18 protein-coding genes are annotated in these 18,788 nt (G+C 57.3%); 8 read left to right on the top strand and 10 right to left on the bottom strand.

From position 1 onward, the window contains the following. Positions 1–42: 42 nt before the first annotated feature. From J1W56_RS16330 to J1W56_RS16360, 7 genes are all read right to left on the bottom strand, one after another. Complete coding sequence (locus J1W56_RS16330; protein ID WP_223614329.1) at positions 43–1,602, bottom strand: ABC transporter substrate-binding protein; 1,560 nt, start codon at positions 1,600–1,602, stop codon at positions 43–45. An 87-nt stretch (positions 1,603–1,689) separates the two neighbouring features. Further along, positions 1,690–3,258, bottom strand: a complete 1,569-nt coding sequence (locus J1W56_RS16335; RefSeq protein ID WP_223614330.1) for an ABC transporter substrate-binding protein — start codon at positions 3,256–3,258, stop codon at positions 1,690–1,692. A 174-nt stretch (positions 3,259–3,432) separates the two neighbouring features. Beyond that, positions 3,433–4,251, bottom strand: a complete 819-nt coding sequence (locus J1W56_RS16340; protein WP_223614331.1) for a formylmethanofuran dehydrogenase subunit C — start codon at positions 4,249–4,251, stop codon at positions 3,433–3,435. Further along, complete coding sequence (gene fhcD, locus J1W56_RS16345) at positions 4,248–5,156, bottom strand: formylmethanofuran--tetrahydromethanopterin N-formyltransferase (RefSeq protein ID WP_223614332.1); 909 nt, start codon at positions 5,154–5,156, stop codon at positions 4,248–4,250. The genes J1W56_RS16340 and fhcD overlap by 4 nt, the downstream gene beginning before the upstream one ends. Further along, on the bottom strand, positions 5,144–6,778 hold the full coding sequence (locus J1W56_RS16350; RefSeq protein ID WP_223614333.1) for a formylmethanofuran dehydrogenase subunit A: 1,635 nt from the start codon (positions 6,776–6,778) through the stop codon (positions 5,144–5,146). The genes fhcD and J1W56_RS16350 overlap by 13 nt, the downstream gene beginning before the upstream one ends. After that, complete coding sequence (locus J1W56_RS16355) at positions 6,772–7,869, bottom strand: molybdopterin-binding domain-containing protein (protein WP_223614334.1); 1,098 nt, start codon at positions 7,867–7,869, stop codon at positions 6,772–6,774. The genes J1W56_RS16350 and J1W56_RS16355 overlap by 7 nt, the downstream gene beginning before the upstream one ends. An 83-nt stretch (positions 7,870–7,952) precedes the next feature. After that, positions 7,953–8,351: a 4a-hydroxytetrahydrobiopterin dehydratase gene (locus tag J1W56_RS16360; protein ID WP_223614335.1), complete on the bottom strand. Its 399-nt coding sequence runs from the start codon at positions 8,349–8,351 to the stop codon at positions 7,953–7,955. Positions 8,352–8,452: 101 nt separating this feature from the next. On the opposite strand from J1W56_RS16360, the gene J1W56_RS16365 reads away from it, so the two are divergent. The 7 genes from J1W56_RS16365 (at position 8,453) to fae (ending at position 14,857) form a co-directional block, all read left to right on the top strand. After that, a complete protein-coding gene (locus J1W56_RS16365; protein ID WP_223614336.1) occupies positions 8,453–9,469 on the top strand; it encodes a beta-ribofuranosylaminobenzene 5'-phosphate synthase family protein in 1,017 nt (338 codons plus the stop codon). Continuing rightward, positions 9,466–10,362 carry an NAD(P)-dependent methylenetetrahydromethanopterin dehydrogenase gene (locus J1W56_RS16370; RefSeq protein WP_319025557.1) on the top strand — a complete coding sequence of 299 codons (897 nt, stop codon included), beginning with the start codon at positions 9,466–9,468 and terminating at the stop codon, positions 10,360–10,362. Before J1W56_RS16365 ends, J1W56_RS16370 begins: the two co-directional genes overlap by 4 nt. Next, complete coding sequence (locus J1W56_RS16375; protein WP_223614337.1) at positions 10,340–11,464, top strand: ATP-grasp domain-containing protein; 1,125 nt, start codon at positions 10,340–10,342, stop codon at positions 11,462–11,464. The genes J1W56_RS16370 and J1W56_RS16375 overlap by 23 nt, the downstream gene beginning before the upstream one ends. Next, positions 11,461–12,414: a methenyltetrahydromethanopterin cyclohydrolase gene (gene mch, locus J1W56_RS16380; protein ID WP_223614338.1), complete on the top strand. Its 954-nt coding sequence runs from the start codon at positions 11,461–11,463 to the stop codon at positions 12,412–12,414. The genes J1W56_RS16375 and mch overlap by 4 nt, the downstream gene beginning before the upstream one ends. 8 nt (positions 12,415–12,422) lie before the next feature. Further along, the gene (locus tag J1W56_RS16385) at positions 12,423–13,337 is read left to right on the top strand and encodes an ATP-grasp domain-containing protein (protein WP_223614339.1); all 915 of its coding nucleotides are present in this window, start codon (positions 12,423–12,425) and stop codon (positions 13,335–13,337) included. Beyond that, a complete protein-coding gene (locus tag J1W56_RS16390; RefSeq protein ID WP_223614340.1) occupies positions 13,334–14,197 on the top strand; it encodes a triphosphoribosyl-dephospho-CoA synthase in 864 nt (287 codons plus the stop codon). The genes J1W56_RS16385 and J1W56_RS16390 overlap by 4 nt, the downstream gene beginning before the upstream one ends. Before the next feature lie 153 nt (positions 14,198–14,350). After that, positions 14,351–14,857, top strand: a complete 507-nt coding sequence (gene fae, locus J1W56_RS16395; protein WP_105734854.1) for a formaldehyde-activating enzyme — start codon at positions 14,351–14,353, stop codon at positions 14,855–14,857. A gap of 118 nt (positions 14,858–14,975) precedes the next feature. On the opposite strand, the gene J1W56_RS16400 is transcribed toward fae, so the two are convergent. Then, positions 14,976–15,692: a HisA/HisF-related TIM barrel protein gene (locus tag J1W56_RS16400; protein ID WP_223614341.1), complete on the bottom strand. Its 717-nt coding sequence runs from the start codon at positions 15,690–15,692 to the stop codon at positions 14,976–14,978. Between the two features lie 27 nt (positions 15,693–15,719). Between J1W56_RS16400 and J1W56_RS16405 the strand changes: the two genes are divergently transcribed. Beyond that, positions 15,720–16,784 carry a hydantoinase/oxoprolinase family protein gene (locus J1W56_RS16405; protein ID WP_223614342.1) on the top strand — a complete coding sequence of 355 codons (1,065 nt, stop codon included), beginning with the start codon at positions 15,720–15,722 and terminating at the stop codon, positions 16,782–16,784. A 1-nt stretch (position 16,785) separates the two neighbouring features. On the opposite strand, the gene J1W56_RS16410 is transcribed toward J1W56_RS16405, so the two are convergent. Continuing rightward, positions 16,786–17,391, bottom strand: a complete 606-nt coding sequence (locus J1W56_RS16410) for a DUF447 domain-containing protein (protein ID WP_223614343.1) — start codon at positions 17,389–17,391, stop codon at positions 16,786–16,788. Beyond that, entirely contained in the window at positions 17,388–18,788 is a 1,401-nt protein-coding gene (locus J1W56_RS16415) for a DUF6513 domain-containing protein (protein WP_223614344.1), read from the bottom strand. Before J1W56_RS16415 ends, J1W56_RS16410 begins: the two co-directional genes overlap by 4 nt.

The raw sequence follows: 18,788 nt of genomic DNA on the forward strand, positions 1-18,788 counted from the left end.
CAATTCTGTCTGCCTTGAAGCCGTCAACGCAGACCGCCACATCTACTTGGCAAAATGCGTCAACCAGTGACGAGGCTTGTTGTCGGGCAGTTGAACGATATGATCGATCTTGTCCGTCATCACCCAAGCCATGGGCTGCTGGTGCAAGGGAAGCATGATGATCTCATCCTTGACCATCTGCAGGGCCTTGGTCTGCAGCGCCAGCCGCTTGTTCCTGTCCATCTCCGTCGAGGCCTGTATGACCAGCTTGTCGATTTCGGGATAGCTCCAGCCGCCCCAATTGAAGACACCGGCATTGTCCGACTTCGTCTCAATCATCTGCAACAGAATGGAGTAGCTGTCGAGCATCGGCTCGTTCGCCCAACCGATCAGATAGACATCAGCCTTGCCGTTGGTCCGTTTGGGCGTTTGTGCCGCCACCGGTGCAATGTCAAGCTGCGGCTTGAAGCCTGCACGGCTCAGCATGTTGACCATGCCCTGGCAGAGCTCTTCCTCGTTGACATAGGCGTCTGTCGTGCACACGAGCGTGAAAGCGAAATCCTTTGCCCCAGCCTCTGCCAACAGCTTCTTGGACAGTTCCGGATCATAGGAAACCGGCTTGTCGAGCGCCTCGGTATAGCCCGGAATTTCCGGTGCAATAATCGCACCCGCCGTACGTGATTTACCGCGCATGATCCGCTTCTGGATCAGTTGCGGGTCCAGTGCATGGGCGAATGCCTGCCGGACACGCAGATCATTGAACTTATTGTCATCGCCGTTGGTGAGCTTCGGCTTGCGATTGAACCCCATCATGACCGTCCGCAGATCGGTCCGTTCCATGACCTTGAGTTCGGGTTGGGCCGAGAGGCGGGGCAGGTCCTGGGAGGGCGCGTTATCGGTAAAATTGATCTCCCCCGACAGGAGAGCCGCAACGCGGGTGGCTGCCGATGTTATCGGGGTGAACTCGATACGGTCTATATTGGTTTCGGACTTGTCCCACCAATTCGGATTCTTGACGAGAACCGTCTTGCTGTCCGGCACCCGGCTTTCAATGGTGAAGGGGCCGGTTCCATTGGCATGATAGGTCGCATAGCCCTCGAGCTTTGCGCCGACGTCGGTCGGCTTCAACGAATTGTTCTCCGCAAGCCAAGCGGCGTTGAAGATGTGAATGTTGGTCAGATCGTTGAGCAGAAGCGGGTACGGACCCGTCAGCTCGATGTCGATCGTATAGTCATCGACCTTTTTTGCAGATTTGTAGGCGGGCAGATTTCCACGCAAGGGCGAGGTCTTGTCACTCACGCGTGTGAGCGACGCCAAGACGTCATCGGCAGTAAAACCCGCGCCGTTGTGGAATTTCACACCCTTGCGCAGATGAAACCGCCAGACCGTGTCCGACACTGTCTCCCACGATGTGGCAAGGGCTGGCTCAATCTTCAGCTTGGCGTCGTACCGGACCAGGCCTTCATAGACGTGGTTCAGGAAAGCAAGCGTATAGCTGTCACCGTAGGAATAGGGATCGAGTGAGTATATATCATGGGGCGCGCCCCATTTGAGTGTTGCGGCTTGGCCTGGAAAAATCAGGCTCATTGCCACCGTGGCCGCGAGGCCTAGTTGCTTCAACATTGTGGTTTGCTCCGCTTCTGGACGTTTGCCGCCTCCTTAAACGGAGGTCTTGCCTTGGTTATCAGACAGCGCCAAAGGCGCTGCAGATCAGTCTGTCATGCGTGTCAGCCAATGCCGCGGCTTGTTGTCGGCTCGGATCACGACATTCTCGATTTTACTGGTCATGGCCCATGCCATCGGCTGCTGGTGCAGCGGGATCATGATTGCCTGATCCTTCGCAAATTTCAGCGCGGCGGTTTCAATCGCCAGACGCTTGTCGCGATCCTGCTCCGTGGCGGCCTCTTTGACCATCTTGTCGAGTTCGGGATACGACCAGCCGCCATAGTTTGCGACACCATCGGCACCGTGACGGGTGGAAAGCACCTGAACCAGAATCGAATAGGCATCGAGCGTGGGCTCGTTGGCCCAGCCCACCATGTACACGTCGGATTTACCGCTCGAGCGTTTTGGTGTCTGCACGGCACGCGGGCCGATATCGAGCGTCGGCTTGAAGCCGGCGCGCGTCAGCATGTTGACGACACCAGAGCAAACGTCCTCCTCGTTCACACTTTCATCGTTCATGCAAAGATAGGTAAAGGCAAGATCGCTCTTCCCAGCCTCGGCCAGAAGCTTGCGCGACAATTGCGGATCATAGGTTGCAGGCTTGTCCAGCTCTGCGCTGTAGCCCGGTATCTCCGGCGCAACCAGAGCACCGGCGGGATGCGCCAGTCCGCGCATCACCTTCTTGTTGATCAGGTCCCGGTCAATCGCATGATCGAACGCCTGCCGCACCCGTAGATCGTTGAAAGGATTGTCACGCCCGTCCGTCAGTTTTTCCCGGCGATTGAATGCGATGGAAATGGTTCGCAGATCCGAGCGCTTATCGACCTTGATGCCCGGCGTTGATTCAAGCCGGCCGATATCCTGGATAGGCGCCGCATCAACCAGATCGACTTCCCCGGACAACAGAGCGGCGACCCGCGTTGCCGCAGATGTAATCGGTGTAAACTCGATGCGATCGATATTGTGCTTCTTCTCGTCCCACCAGCCGTCGTTCACGACAAGGATTGTCTTGCTGTCTGGAACGCGGCTTTCAAGCTTGAAAGGCCCGGTCCCGTTGGTGTGGTAGGTTGTGTAGCCCTCGACTTGCGCGCCCACGTCGGTGGGCTTTTCGCTCTTGTTGTCGATCAGCCATTGCGCATTGAACATGAAGATGTTCGTCAGATCGTTGAGAAAGAGCGGCGACGGTGCCGAGACTTCAATATCGACCGTATAATTGTCGACCTTTTTCGACCCGACGTAGAGAGGAATGTTGCCCCTAAGCGGTGAGCTCGGATCACTCACACGCTTGAGCGATGCAATGACATCATCGGCATTGAAATCCGCGCCATTATGGAACTTCACGCCCTGGCGGAGTTTGAAACGCCAGTATTTGTTGTCGATCAGCTGCCATTCCGTGGCTAGCGCCGGAACAACCTTGAATTCAGGCGTGTAACGGACCAGGCCTTCATAGATATGATTGAGAAATGCCAGGTTGGATGTCGAACCGTAGGAATAGGGATCGAGGGAGAATATGTCCCGTTGCCCGGCCCACCGCAGTGTCGCAGCCTCTGCCGCTGTTCCAAACAATAGCAACGATGTCATTGCCACCAAGACGGATTTTCGCAGTCGCGTCATCGGCATTTCCTCCTCGTGTGTGCCCCGTCGCTAGGCTTGCCCGCGACTTTTATTTCCCTCCATAGGCCACAAGGATTTGGCTTTGTCAACGATATTGTCGACAATTTTCTCTGTTATTGGCACCAATAAAGTATACAGTTCATGCGCAGCCATCGCTGAATTCGGCTCAGGCCTTCAACGATGCTGTTGTCGAAATAGCACTTCCCCTTTACCAGACACCGCAGTATCGCCACCATATCTTCCCGGTTTTGGACCGAGAAGCGGCTTGTCCATGATTTTCTCATCCATCAGAAAGCGATCGAACAGCCGGGAAAAAGCAATATCAGGCTCGCCGCACGGCATGAAAGTTGGCGACAAATTCTCCGGCGGGCGATCAAGCAGCAATGAACCGCGCTTCATGAGATAGCCAGCCATGGCGCCGGTACGGCCGGTAATGACAATTGTTCCGGCGATCATGCGATAGCCGGCATAATCGCCACAACCTTTGAATATCGCGATTGTTCCGCGGCGAAGGCGGTCCCCCGCATAATCTGCGGCCTTCCCGCGGACGATCAACAGGCCGCCCTCCATGCCGGTGATTTCACCGGCAAGCGGCCCACCGAGATAGTCTCCGGCATTGCCTTTGATCTCAAGCCGTCCATTGATCATGCCCGAACCGGCATGGGTTCCGGCACTCCCGTCCACATACAGCGTGCCGCCGGACAGCCTTCTGCCCGCCTGGTTGCCGACATCGCCCATCACTCGGACTGATCCGGCACTCAACCCTGCCCCCACCTTGTCAAACCGCGAACTGCCGCCCTCGAACACGATATTATTCACGTCTTTGCCGGTGATCCTGAACACATCGCCGACCAGAGCCGGATTGCGACTCGTCCCGATGCGCAATTTGGCAATCTGGACATCCGTCAGTCCGGCCAAAGCAGCAGGCGTGAGGCATGATAGATCCAGACGTTCGTCCGGTAGGGCCAACAGCGAGAAGGTCAACGCTTTCATGGCAGCAAATCCTTCAGATGATAATGGAATTTGCCAAGCTTGCCGCCGTAGTTGCCAGCGCTTATCCGCAACGCGCCCTTCTCCGAGCCAAGATCAATGACCGCCTTCAACCCCGCGCGCATGGCAGCCGCAACAGCATCACTGGTTTCTCCATCAATGACGATTTCAAGCACCGCGTTGACCCCGGGCGTCAAAGCACTGTCAACAACGCCGCGCAATGTCGGTGCAAAGGCGTCATTGGTAGAAGCCATCATCCCCTTGTATTTTCCGCCCACTTTCGAACCGGAACGGACGATACCGCCGGGAAATGGCATGATCGCTCCCGCTACTTTCTCGATGGCGGCAACCGCGTATTCCGCTGCATTCAAGGCTTTGGCGTTATCGGCCGCGAGAAACAGCAGATTGCCACCGCCAACCGCAAGCTTGGTCAGCCCCGTTGTTGCTTCACACAGGAACTCGCCATCCATGACGGGAACGCGCCAATAGTGCTTTCCGCCAAATTTCTTCGATATCTGCCAGCCGTCGCCGAAGTAGCGCAGCGAATTGCCGAGGTCGAGCGGGGCCGTACCTTCGAGACCGGCAAAGCAGGCACTTCCCGGCGAAGTCAGCACACATTGGCCAAGCCTGCTTTTCAATTGCTTCTGCAGATCGTCGGTTCCCATGGCAAAAATCATCACGCGGCATCCCGGCCGCCTGTCCGGCGTCTTGGATGCGGGCAAATCGACATCAATCGCGGCCTCGCAACCGCAGCCAATAACCGAGGTCGCATAGCCTGTCATGGTGATGGCGGCCTGCCGCGCCCATTTCAGGGTCGGCGCGGTGATGATGATCGCCGTCGCACGCATGCCGAAAGCTTCGGCGAAGGTATCGTCAATAAGAACGCCATTGCGGCTCAGCTGTTGCATGGCACCTCGGCAAACGGTTCGTCGCGCTGGATGGCAGAATCCGGAAATGTGAACCAGTCCAGTGACAGTCCATAACGCTCTTCGTGATAGGTCTTCATGCGCTTGATTATCGCCTTGTCGGGCGGCGGATTGAGCCGAAGCGTTTTGCCCCAACGATATCGACTGACCTTGCCATTTTTAACGACCAGATCGCCATTCTTGAAAACCAATGCGGCCTCGCGGAACATTTTGGCGATATCCCTGCCCTTCCGGTATATGGCGATATCGGCAATCGCCCCTGCTCCCAGATGACCGCGATCCTTGAGGCCAAGCAATTTGGCGGGCGCCGCCCGGGTCATGATCGCGATCTCTTCCAGGGTATATTCGCGACGAACCGACGCGAGCGTCGTCAGTTCAAGCGCGGCAGCATTGAGTTCCGCCGATTTCGTGTCGCGGGACGCACTGCTCATCAGCAGCTCGAACAATTCCGGATAGGCCGTGAATGGTGCGCCATTGGGATGATCGGTCGTGAAGAACACCCGCCATGGATCGGTGATCAGCAGGAAGAGCTCAAGCCCGATAGCCCATTGCAGCGAACCGTAATAATCCTGTTTGTAGCGGTAGGGCACGATTCCGCCACCGCCATTGCCGTCGCCATCAAAGATGACGGTCTTTTTCGGACTGGCGTTGCCGATGGCGGAAAACTGCCGCATCACGTCTGAGGAAATTGTCACGGTCTGGCCGAACATGACCTGACCGACATCGATTGTGACATCGGGATTGGCATTGACGGCTTCCGCCAGCCGCGCTGCCTCCGACGAGAACTTCCGCTTGCCTCCGGTGCCATAGCCATAGAATTGCAGATGGGCCAGATGCAGGGGCACGCCCTCCGTTGCCGCGATGGTTGCAGCCGCCGTATCGGCGCTGCCGGCAATGCCGAGATTGTTGGCGTGGACATGCAGCGGATGCGGGATGCCAAGCCGGGTCACCGAAGACTGGAGCGACTTGACGATTTTGCGTGAGCTGACACCATATTCCGGAACGACGTCATCCAGCGAGAAGGAGCGGACATTGTCCTTGAATGCCGCAGCTGCGCCGGCATTGATGACTTTGACACCAAGAGCGCGTGTTGAACCAACCACCCACGCCACATAATCGTCGATCATTGCCGACGATTTGCCGTCACGCAGCAAAGACAGGGTAAAATCGTCATTGCCGAGTATCGCCAATGTCGCCCTGTCGATAATCGGAATATCGGCCAGCTCCAGATGCGTATGCAACGCGGTGTAGGGCGCCATGGCCGGCTCCACCACCGTCGTGAAACCCATTTGCGCATAGAGGCAGCCGGTCTGGAAAGTCGACCAGCCTGCATTCGACAGTGGCGTATTGGCAGGCCTTGGCATGTGTGCCGCGTGATGCTCCGGCAGGAGCAGGCGCGCGGTATTCACATTGCCACCACCGATATGGGAATGAATATCGATAGCGCCAGCCATGACGATACAACCCGAAACATCATGGGTTTGATCTGCCGCTTCACCCTTTGGCGCATCGATGAGCACCTCATCCCTGATCCAAACGTCACGCTGGCTGGTTTTGCCGTTGACTGGGTCGACGACGTCACCACCTGACAAGCGGATCAGCATGCGAATTCCCTTCTTCCAGGCAATGCACCAGCCAATTGGCCTATGACCTTTGAAACACTGGGCAGATGCGACGGCGTGACGGCCTGTACCGCTCTGAACGTGCCGATCCGGCTCGAATAGGCAACACCATCATGATCGACCCCAGCCTGACCAACGGCAATCGTTACCGCCGCGCCAGCTGTTGGTACTTCGGTCCGGCTCAACGAAATCAAGGCGATCTTTTCCCCCTTGGGGGGAATTTGACCGCTGCGACCCGACACCCAGACATGAAGATCCGCTTCCTTTGCATCAATCATGCGCTGGACGTCCCATTGCACCGGGTCATAGCTTGGGAGGCTATTGATAAAACCTGTCCGGAGTGGAAATCCGGTCATCCACAGCGAGGCAAGAGCAGAACCCCATGCATCGTCATCAGCCGGCAGGAATACACTGCTGGTACGCCCCTTTCTGTTCAGGTCGGCGATCAACCCCTGCAACATGACGAGACCCGCAGTTTCAACTGAACTGCCGGAAAACACGAAAACCGGGAATTGCGCGGTCGCCAGGGCCTTTTCAAAAGAATCGATATTGCTCAGCGAGGACAATGCAGGACGGCCCTGCAATCGAGCCCGCAGAAGCGCCAGCGTCGCTTCCAGCGAAAGGCCCTCTCCGCGCAGCGGTTTGGCCTTCAACTGCCGCAGAAGTTTGCCATGCGATGAACTTGTTTCATCGCTCGCGATGTGAAACCAGCGACGGCTGTGTTTGTCACCAAGATCGGGTTGCGAGGCCGCCCAGGCCTGCAAAAGGTCGTGGTGCAGGGGCGGGATTTCACCGACCAGAATGATCAGGCTGGAGCGACGGCGCGCTTCTCCCGGTGTCGTGAACATGCCGCCATGATTTGTGAACAATGCAACTTCATTTGCAAGCACCTGACCTTTGGCATGATCGCAAGCGCCGCCCAACATGGTCGCCAGCGCGATGGTGCTGCGCGTACCATGCACATCCGTATCGAGAGTGAAAACTGGGCAGCGGCATGATGCCAGAAGCTTCGCAGCATTCCGAATTGCATCCGTCAAAGGTACCGGCTGGCTGCCAATCCATGCAACCGACATATTCCGCAACTTTCTGGTGCCAACCTGAGCTTAGCTATTTTTTCTCGAATGTGAACCCTGTGAAGACGCAAAAGTTTACGGGATCAATTGTCGTACTTGATATAGGCAAAGCGCTGGTCAGTTTGCGGCGTCCCTTCAAGCGATCCCGCCCCCTGGCCCGGCTGCCATTGGACAACGCTTTCAATCTTCGCTGCAAGATCGAAGTCCTTGTCTGTAACGCCTTTGGCAGCATGATTCATCAACAGTACCTCCACCCAGGCATACGATGCCTTAAGATCCGGATGATGCCAGGCCGCCTCCGCCAGATGACCGATGGTATTGATGACCATCAGGGTCGATTTCCAGCCATGCGTCTTGTATTTCCGGCGAATCCAGCCGTTCTCATAGCGCCAGTGCGGCAGATCTTTCTCGAGTCTCGCAATAATTTCAGGTTCTGAATACACCTTTTCAGCGGGCCTCGCCCCTTTCGCTTCTTCAACCATTTGACCAATCCTCCACTTCTTTGCTCATGGTGCTTGCGCCTCGCCCGAAAGACGATATCATACTGCAGGGCCCGATTTCTGAGATTGTGTAAATTAAGCAAATGTCGGAATCCGTCACGATCGAAGTCCCGGCCCGTCTTCACCTTGGCTTCCTTGATATACCACGCAACATACCCGAACCTGGTCAGGACCGGTTCGGCAGTATTGGCTTACCCATTCAGGACATTTCGACCGTTCTGACGATCTCCCGCGCGGCAAAAGCCCATATCGAAGGAGACGAGCGGGAACGCGTTGCGCAGCATATTGCAACCCTTTCCCGTCATCTTGGGATCACGGCGCACCACAGGGTTGTCGTGCATCGAACCATTCCCCGACATATCGGCCTCGGCTCCGGCACCCAGATTGCCCTTGCCGTTGCAGCGGCGCTGCGCACTCTGCATGCGATACCGCTTGATATCGTGAACGATGCCCATCTGCTGGGACGCGGGGCGCGATCCGGCATCGGCATAGCTGCGTTCGACGCGGGGGGTGTCATTATCGATGCGGGCAAAGCCACCCACGGCGCTGCACCCACCATTATCTCGCGGATTGCATTTCCCGAGGAATGGCGAATCATTCTTGTCTTTGACACGTCAACCCAAGGCATTCACGGCAATGCCGAGGTCGAAGCTTTCAAGGCGTTACCACCGTTCCCGGTGGCGACATCGGCAGCGATCAGCCGTCTTGTGCTGATGAGCGCCATGCCCGGCCTGATCGAACGGAACCTCGCCTCGTTTGGCCGATCGATCGCCGCCATCCAGACCGAGATCGGCAATTACTTTGCACCCGCACAGGGTGGAATTTTCACCAGCAAACGGGTTGAAACCACCATAAGGCGGCTTGCAGAGGCTGGCGCAGTCGGTATTGGCCAGAGTTCATGGGGACCGACGGGCTTCGCCTTCGCAGCGTCACAGGCGGAAGCCGAGCGGATCGTCAATACCATCCACAGCAACCCCCATGGCACGGCCATTCAAATCGTCGCAGGAAGAAATGCCGGGGCTGATATCACGCATACCGCTCTGAATCTTGCCAGAGCTTGTACCATGGGCGCCGTCATCAAGAAGGAGCGGATACCGTGAGCCGCAAAACGATCCTGCATATGCTAACCCCGCTTCGGCAAATGAGCCCTTTCGACGTCAACATGGCGCTCGACGCAGGTTATGACGCCGTTGTTCCCTACACCGACGTCACTCTTTCGGATGTCGGAAATCTTGTTCAAGACGCCATATTCTCGCGGCCACCGGATGCGGGTGTGGCCACGGGCATTTTCCTTGCTGGCAAGGACGCGCCCGTAGCGCTCGACATGCTGGATGCAGCAAGGAATGCCATGGTTCCGCCCTTCGAAATCTCGGTGTTTGCCGACCCGGCGGGATCATTCACAACCGCCGCCGCCATGGTGGCCAAAGTCGAAAAGGCCCTCGCCAAAATTCACGGCCGCAAGCTGGAAGGAACCAGCGTGGCAGTCTTCGGCGCGACAGGCGTGGTCGGCTATTGCACCGCGGTGATTACAGCCCAGCAGGGGGCAAACGTGACGGTCATCGGCCATGACGGCATTGAGCGGGTGAAGGCGATCGCCGCGTCGATCAAGCAAAGGTTCAATCTGACTGTTGAGCCAGCCGACGGGTCAACCGAAGCGAAAAAGATGGAGGTCCTGCGAACCGCAGAGGTCGTGCTGGCCGCCGCAAAAGCGGGTGTGCAGCTCATATCGGCCGCACAACTCGGCAAGGCCGGCAAGCTTCTGATCGCTGCCGACGTCAACGCCGTTCCGCCAGCTGGTATCGAAGGACTGAAGGTCAACGCCAATGCCGATCCGCTCGATGCGACAGAAGCTGTCGGCATTGGCCCGCTTTCTATCGGTAATGTCAAATACAAGACTCAAGCCGGTTTGTTCGAACAGATGATCAAGGCGAAGAAGCCGGTTATCTTTGATTTTCGGGACGCATTTGCCCTTGCTCGCGAACTCGCCAAATAATGCGGTTCTGATAGCCGCTGTCTCTGGACGCTCGCTTGCCGCGGCAGCGCGGCGGGCTGGCTTGCGGCCGTTGGTTGCCGACCTCTTCAACGATGCTGACACGCTGGCATTGGCGGAACGCGCCGTGAAACTTTCGGGGAGCCTGCAGAACGGTATCGACCGAAAACATCTTGTAGAAACGCTGCAAAAACTGGCCGGGGATGATGACCCGGTGGCCGTGATCTACGGCTCTGGTTTCGAGCGCGATCCGCAGATGATAGAGGCGATTTCACAACACTTTGCCGTTGCAGGAAACAGCGCCAGGACGGTTCGTCTCGTCAAGGACCCCGTCTCTCTGTCGCAGCTATGCACCGAGTTTGCCATACCGCATCCCGATATATGTTTCGACACTCCCGACAATCCTCGGGATTGGCTGAGTAAGTTGACCGGTGGTGCGGGCGGTTCACATGTCAGGCCTGCGCATCGCGGAACATCGGGACAAGAATACTATTTTCAGCGGTTCGTTCGAGGCAGGAATCTCTCTGCCCTGTTTCTGGCCAATGGGGACAAGGCGCACGTGATTGGCCTGAGCCGGCAATGGTTTTCTCCGTCGGAAAACAGCCCCTTTCGCTATGGAGGCGCGGTCCGGCTACTCCGCTACAACCCGCGCAGAACACAGCAGATAGGCGATTGGCTGACGGCTTTGACCCGACGGACCGGTTTGACCGGTTTATGCAGCGCCGATTTCATCGTTGGCGCAGAGGGTCTGCATCTCATCGAAATCAATCCACGACCAGGTGCCACGCTTGATATTTTCGATACGGAAGAAACGCCTCTTTTGCGCCAGCATTTACATGCGGTCACCGGATCGGATTTCTCGATACCCAGCTACAAAATCTCGGCGGCCTCGGCAATCGCCTATACCGCAAAAGCCATCAGCGCATTTCCGGATGTTGTTTGGCCGACGCTCACCGCAGACCACCAAACAGCAGGCACCTCCCTTCAAGCCGGTGATCCTGTTTGTACCGTTTTCGCCACGGCTCCCTCTGCCTCCGCAGCGATGAAAGCCGTGAAGGGCCGCGTCAAACAACTCGCGGTTAATTGGAGGGAGGAGTTTTCATGAGAGACGGTCACGCCTATCTCAACAGAAGCGCTCAACATCTGGCAGATAAGATGATCGAGCAAGCGGAACGGCTTGGCATCAATCACAGTCGTGGCAACCTTGGCGAGCATGTGATTGACGCAGGGGCAAGTTGTCCGGGCGGCGTCGAAGCCGGACTGCGGATTGTCGAAATCTGCATGGGCGGTCTTGGCGTGGTTTCGGCAACACTCAATACAGGCAAATGGCCCTACAGCGTGAATGTCAGATCTTCACAACCGGTTTTGGCCTGCCTTGCCAGCCAGTATGCCGGCTGGAACCTCTCGCACGAGAAATACTTCGCCATGGGATCGGGGCCAGCCCGGACGCTGGCGCGGGTCGAGCCACTCTTTGATGAAATTGCCTATCGTGAACCTGAGGCAAAATCGTCGGTCATCGTGCTTGAAACCACGACGCCGCCGCCTGTGGCCATCGTTGAGAAAGTGTCCAAGGCGACAGGATTTGCGCCCGAGAACCTGACATTCATCTATGCACCGACGCAAAGTCTGACAGGTGCGGTGCAGATTGTCGGGCGTGTCCTTGAAGTCGCAATGCACAAGGCGCACGATCTGAAATTTCCGCTGGGTGACATCGTTGACGGCGCGGGCCGCGCGCCCATCCCTGCTCCGCATCCGGACTTTCTGAAGGCGATGGGCAGAACCAACGACGCGATCATCTATGGCGGCACCGTCCAGCTTTTCGTGCGCGGCACCTCAGAAGCCGCACGCACACTCGCTGAACAGCTTCCCAGCCATACATCACGCGACCACGGCCAGCCTTTTGCCGACATATTCAAGAAGTTCAAAGGTGATTTCTACGCGATCGACCCACATCTGTTCAGCCCCGCCGAGGTCATTGTTACCGCGATCGAAACCGGCGATACTTTCCGCAGCGGCGGAATCCATGAAGCAATGCTCAAACAATCCCTGGACTGACGGACACAATGACAGAAACAATACTGATCCTTTCCGACCGGCCCGACGGTCAGGTGAAACAACTGCGCACCGCACTGCGATCGCATGGCTTCAATGTTCAGACATTGCCGCTGGCAGATATCGGTTTTGATACCCGGTACCCCTCCGGCATTGCCGTCCCACGCATGAACGGCGCCTTACCCGCAGCCGTGATCGTACGGTCGATTTCATCAGGAACATTCGAGGCGATCACGCGCCGTCTCGGGATCCTGCACGCCCTTGCTCATCTTGGCATTCCCGTTTGGAATTCTGCCAAGGCGATCGAGCGGTGCGTCGACAAGTCCACGACGACATTCTTCCTGGCACAGGCAGGGTTACCGACACCGGAAACTTTTGCGGTTGAAAGTCTGGCCAATGCCAAAATCATTGCAGAGCGGGAACTTACGCATGGACCACTGGTGCTCAAACCGCTTTTCGGTTCGCAAGGCCGGGGGATCCGGCTGATCCGTAGCATTGAGGACCTGCCGCAGCCGGAGGAAATGGATGATGTTTATTATTTACAGCGTTTCGTGGCACGGCCAGGACCACCTTACTGCGATTACCGGGTCTTCACCTGCGCGGGAGAAGTGCTGGGTATGATGGCACGCCGGGCCGAAGGATGGATCACCAACATTGCCAAGGGCGCGAAAGCGGAGCCGGTCATTGGCCCGTTGATGAGCAAGCTGGAAGAACTTGCGCTCGCCGCGTCGGCCGCCATCGGCACGGATTTTGCCGGGATCGACATCATCCCTGCGGCTGATGGCAAACTTCTTGTTCTCGAAGTCAACAGCATGCCGGCCTGGTCCGGGCTTCAATCGGTTGTGCCGGTTCGTATTGCAGACTGTATTGCCGCCGCACTTGTCACCCGGATTGAACCTGACATCGGTGAGAGGCCTGCAGCGTGAGCCTGACACGGGAACACATCCGCCGCGCCTATATCGACGCCTGCTATCAGGAGATCGAGGCACTGAAACCAGGCAACGTGCATGTTTTCGCGGATGGTCATCGCATGAATGCGCAGCAGTTTTTCGACAGCGCGCAGGTCTCATCCGGCCCGCTGAGCGATCCCGCCGATTCTGTCGGCGAGCGTATTCTTGCGGCCGTTGCCGCGACGCGACTGAAGGTTCAGACCAACACGAATTTGGGCATTCTTCTCCTGTGCGCTCCGCTTGCGCGGGCAGCTGCCAGTGAGACATCAGACCTGCCGCTCAGCCTCGCCGCGACACTCGCCCAACTCGACATGAAGGACGCGCGCGACGTATTCGCGGCAATCACATTGGCGCAGCCAGGCGGCCTCGGATCGGCGCCGGAACATGATGTTGCCAATGAACCGGATGTGCCGCTTCTGGAAGCCATGCGTGCTGCATCCGAGCGGGACATGATTGCCCGGCAATATGCGACGAACTTTTCCGACATCTTCACCGGCGGTTTGTCAGCGCATGGCGCAGCCATCGAGCGCAATGAACCAGCGATGTGGCCGAGCGTGTTGGTTTATCTGTATTTTCTCTCGAATTTTCCCGATAGCCATATCATCCGCAAACACGGCACGCCAATTGCCGAAGAAACGCGACTGGCCGCAGAGAAAATCCTTGCGCGGATGATGGAGATGCACGACGGCCGCGAGCGAGAAAAACTGCTCCTTGCTTTCGATACTCAACTTAAAGCTCGAGATATCAATCCAGGCACCTCGGCTGATCTTACAGTTGCAACCCTTTTTGCATCCAGACTTATCTGGCTCTTGCATAATGGCGAGGTAAATGCTTGAATTTCTCCAGCGGATTTTGTCCGCTGCTATCTGGCCAACCGACCCCGTTCTGAGGGTGCTGTGAACAAGGATAGCTGTCCATCGAGAGTCGTGTCTCGAGGTACGGCGTCTTTGGACAAACCACTTGGAAACAGTTTAGGGAGGAATTTGGCTGTGGCTAAAATCAATAAGGTTATGGTTGGCGAGTCGCTTGTAGGCGATGGGAACGAAGTTGCGCATATCGATCTTCTGATCGGACCGCGCGGTAGCGCCGTTGAAACAGCATTCTGCAATGCATTGACGAACAACAAGGATGGCTTCACATCCCTGCTTGCAGTCATCGCGCCGAATTTGGCGTGCAAGCCAAACACCATTCTGTTCAACAAGGTTACCATCAAAGGAGCCAAGCAGGCGGTCCAGATGTTTGGCCCGGCACAGCATGCGGTGGCTAAAGCGGTCCAGGACAGCGTTGCAGACGGCACGATTCCGGCAGATGAAGCAGACGATCTGTTTATCTGCGTCGGTGTTTTCATCCATTGGGAGGCTGAAGACGACGCCAAGATTCAGGACTTCAATTATCGTGCAACCAAGGAAGCTCTTGAGCGCGCAGTAACGGGCAAGCCGACTGCCGCCGAAGCAACCGCGCAGCGCGATTCCGTGAAACATCCCTTCAGCGCTTAGACAAGAGACAACCTCGCACAGAGTATGCCCTCTGTCGCACCGGATGGCCTGTTGCGCCGGTTGGCAAAAAGTTTGGGCTTCTGACCCGGACGAGGGGAAGAGCGATCAATCCCCTTGTTCACCCCGTCCTGGAATCGTTCCCGTTCATCAGCGATGAGATCGCCTCCGGGGAAAGGGAGCCGTTGTGCAGAGAGGTCGCCACAAGTGCTGCTGAAATGCCAAGCGCTTCCAGTTGTTCAAGATCGGCGGCATGTCGAATGCCCCCAGCCGCAATGACGGCGCGATCACCGGCGCGGCGCTTGATCTCGGTCAATCGTTCGAAATCCGGCCCCGCATTGCTGCCAACGCGGCGAAGCGTCATCACGATAACCCGGGCAGGCCAAAGATCCGCATTCTCGAAAAGCGCGGGAGGTCCAACAAACTCATCCCCACGAAAATCCAAGGAGAGAACCAGCCGCGGATTTCCGCTCAAATGCCCAAGCACGGAGGTATCGGCCTGGGACTCCGAACCCAATACCGGCCAGACACCGTCCATCGTCAAGACGCCTTCCAATTGGTGCAGGCTCGCGAAGCCGGCATCCAGCCAGACATCAGCCACGGCGACCAATGGCTTCAGACGCTCCAGCGCACCGGCGGCAAGTCCTTGCTGTATGGCATCCAGTTCAGCGACATAAAATGCAGGAAAGGGGTAGAGCTGGCGTAGGCCTTGCGCGACATCGAGGATATCGGCCGTTGGGCTGAGTGGTGTTTCGATGGGCCGATAGGCCGCGCGATTGCCCATGTGAGCACGGACAACGAGACCATCTTTTATGTCGAGTACCGGAATGATATGCACGAGCAGAATCCAAGGAATGATACAGCCATGAAATCCCGATTTGCCAGCAAAGGAAAGCCCCTGATCACAGGTTGGGATGTGGGCGGTGCCCATCTCAAGATGGCACAATGCCGAAATGGCGAGATTGTCTCGGCGAAAATCTTCAAGACACCGCTTTGGCTTGGTGTCGATCAGGTGCGCGAGGCTCTACGCGAGCTGGGGCCTTTGCAGGCAGACGGCACTTTCAATGTATTCACCATGACTGGAGAACTCTCGGATACATTCACGTCCCGCGATGCGGGAGTTGCCGGCCTCCTCGATTTCATCGGAGAGAAATTCGGCGACGAGAACACGCTTATCTATGCGGGTCGTGGAGGTTTCTGCGACATTGCTACCGCCCGTGGCCTGGGGAGCGATATCGCCTCGGCCAATTGGCACGCAACGGCATCACTGAGTGCAAAGCTGGCCGATACCGGTCTTTTTGTCGATATGGGGTCAACAACGACGGATATTCTTGCCTTCATGAACGGCAACCTCATCCATCGCGGCTATTCCGATGCGGAGCGACTGTTGACGGGTGAACTGGTCTATACGGGATTTGCCCGCTCGGCGCTGATCGGCATCGCGGCGCTCGTCCCGGTAGGGGGGCATATGACGCCGCTCATGAACGAATATTTCGCCAACACCGCCGATCTCGGCCGCATTCTCGGCACGCTGGATGAAGCAGATGATAAATATCCATCCGCCGACCGCCAGCCGAAAACGCTCGCCGGATCGATCCAGAGACTGGCGCGCATGGTCGGGCGCGATAGCAGTGACCTTAAAGAGGTGGAATGGATCGATATTGCCCGGTGGTTCAGCGAGCACCAGTTGCGAATGATCCATGATGGCGCATTTCGCATCGCAAGCGATCTTGCGCCGGCTGCCGATGCGCCGATTGTCGGTGCCGGTATTGGCAGACCGCAGATCAGGCAGCTCGCCAAGCGCATGGACCGGCCCTATGTCGATTTCGGAACGTTGATACCGGCAGCGCCAGGTGCACGCGACGATGCCAGCAAAGCTGCGCCGGCGGCAGCGGTCGCGCTGCTCGCTTCAATGTACTTGCAGGGATAACCTAGGCTGTGCCGGAAGGATGGGCCGCGCTCTTGCCTTTGGAATCGGCCGTCTCCTGATGCTCTTTTACCCGCTGCAGCAGCCATGACCAAGCCAGCAGTTCATCCGGTCCAGCAGTCTTGTCAATTGCAATCGTAAGATAGGCGATTTCCGCCTCGATCTTGTCCTGCGGCAGCATGTGCAGCCGGCTGACCAGAATAGCCAGTTCGAGCACTGCAGCCTTGGCACGGTTGAGCCCGGTAAAAGGGGCGTGCGTCGCCTCGGAAACCACTTTGCAGAAATGACGCGGCCGCAGCCCGTCATCATCGACAGACACCACCTCGAGCACGGAATGGCTGAGCGCGGATTGGAGACGCGGGACCGGACAATCCGCGACGGCAACAGTCGGCCAGTCCTTGCGTCCCGTCAGGCAACCGGCAAACACCAGCATATCGTCGGTATAGTTGGCAATGGCGAAGGGGACGGCCGCCAGGTTCTCCAGTGTCTTTGAAGGACGAAACGGAGCGATGATCCAACCATGATCCTGCTCGATGATACCAAGCGGTGCAATGTGAACAATACCGGCGGCATCGACCGTGGTGACGATGGTTTCCCTGATATAGGTCAAGTCGCCCTATCCTTCTTTGATCGCAACGTGTGGCCCGCTTCCTTTAACCTGAGGCGGTCCGCCTGCTCTTCCGGCGCACCCGCTCCCCAGGAGAGTGGTTCGTCCTGCGCGTAACGCTTGCCCAGTTTCCAGGCTATTTCAGCCTTGGTCAGTTCCGCACCCAGATAAAATGCGTGAGCGCCATCCGATTCAACGTCGAGGCGCGGAAAAAGTTCAAATGCACCCTGCGCAGTCGCGTGACCGCTGGCGTTGAAAACATGGATGCCATCCGGCGCGGTCATAATGCGGAAATTGGCATCCCGCACATCACCGGCCAGCGCGGCGATATCCTCAACGCTGTTCGGATAGGGTTTGCGATCATGAACCTGCAACAGGCCCGCGTCATAGCCACGCGGCAGGGCATGATCCTGTTTGGCTGCAAACATCATGCGGCGGGCGTGGTCATGCTCCTCGACCGTGCGAACGGTGTGGGGGCTGACATTGACGACCAGAACATTGTCTATCGACAGTTCCGAGCAGATACCCGAGAGCAGCGCCGTTACACCGGAGGAATCCGCATCGGTGAGCTCGGTCAGATTGCCCGTACCCATCATCATCGGGATATCCGGCCAGCGGCGGCGTGCCTCCATGAATCGGCCAAGCGACGCGGTAAAACCGAAATGGATGGGATCGAGAACCGGATCGGCGATGAAAGAAATTTCGGCTGTCTGTGCCTTGTGAATCGCACGGCCAAGCGAATCGAGATCGCCGGCAATCGCAGGAATGAGGATTGGGGTAACGTTGTATCTTACCGCCAGATCAACGGTCTCCTCAGTCAGACTTAGTAGATAATCCGCACCAGCCGCGGCACCGGTTTCAAGTTCCCCGGGGTTGGCGGAATCCACGCTGACGGAGAGGCCTTGCGCCTTTAAACGGCGAATGGCGTCGGCAAGATGCGGAAACGGCGTTTCAGGCAGGCAGCCGAGATCGATGACATCGGCACCTGCAGCGGCAAGTTTCAAAGCGCGCTGCGTCAATGCCTCCAGCGACAATGCCGACGCATCGACGATTTCTGCAAAGATACGCATATTGTGCCTGGATAGATCAACGGGGTTGCCCACCCGGCCGAGAAAGACAGGCAGATCGGCAACTTCATCGGGGCCCCGGACGAAAGGAACGCCAAAGCGCTGGCCCAGACGATCAAGATCGCCGCGATATCGCCCGGGCAGAATGACACGGTCGGCGGTCACCGGCAATTTCAACCGACGCGCGATAATCTCCTCACTCATAAGCGCCGCAACCTTCACGCCGATGTTGACGATTTCATAGGTGAATGCCACGTCATTGAGGCCGGCAAGGATGCGCTCCAGCCGTGAACGGGCCAAATGCCCGGTCAGGAACAGGAGATGCTCCGCCAT

This window comes from Phyllobacterium calauticae, assembly GCF_019991125.1.
In the GTDB taxonomy this organism is placed as follows: Bacteria; Pseudomonadota; Alphaproteobacteria; order Rhizobiales; family Rhizobiaceae; genus Phyllobacterium; species Phyllobacterium calauticae.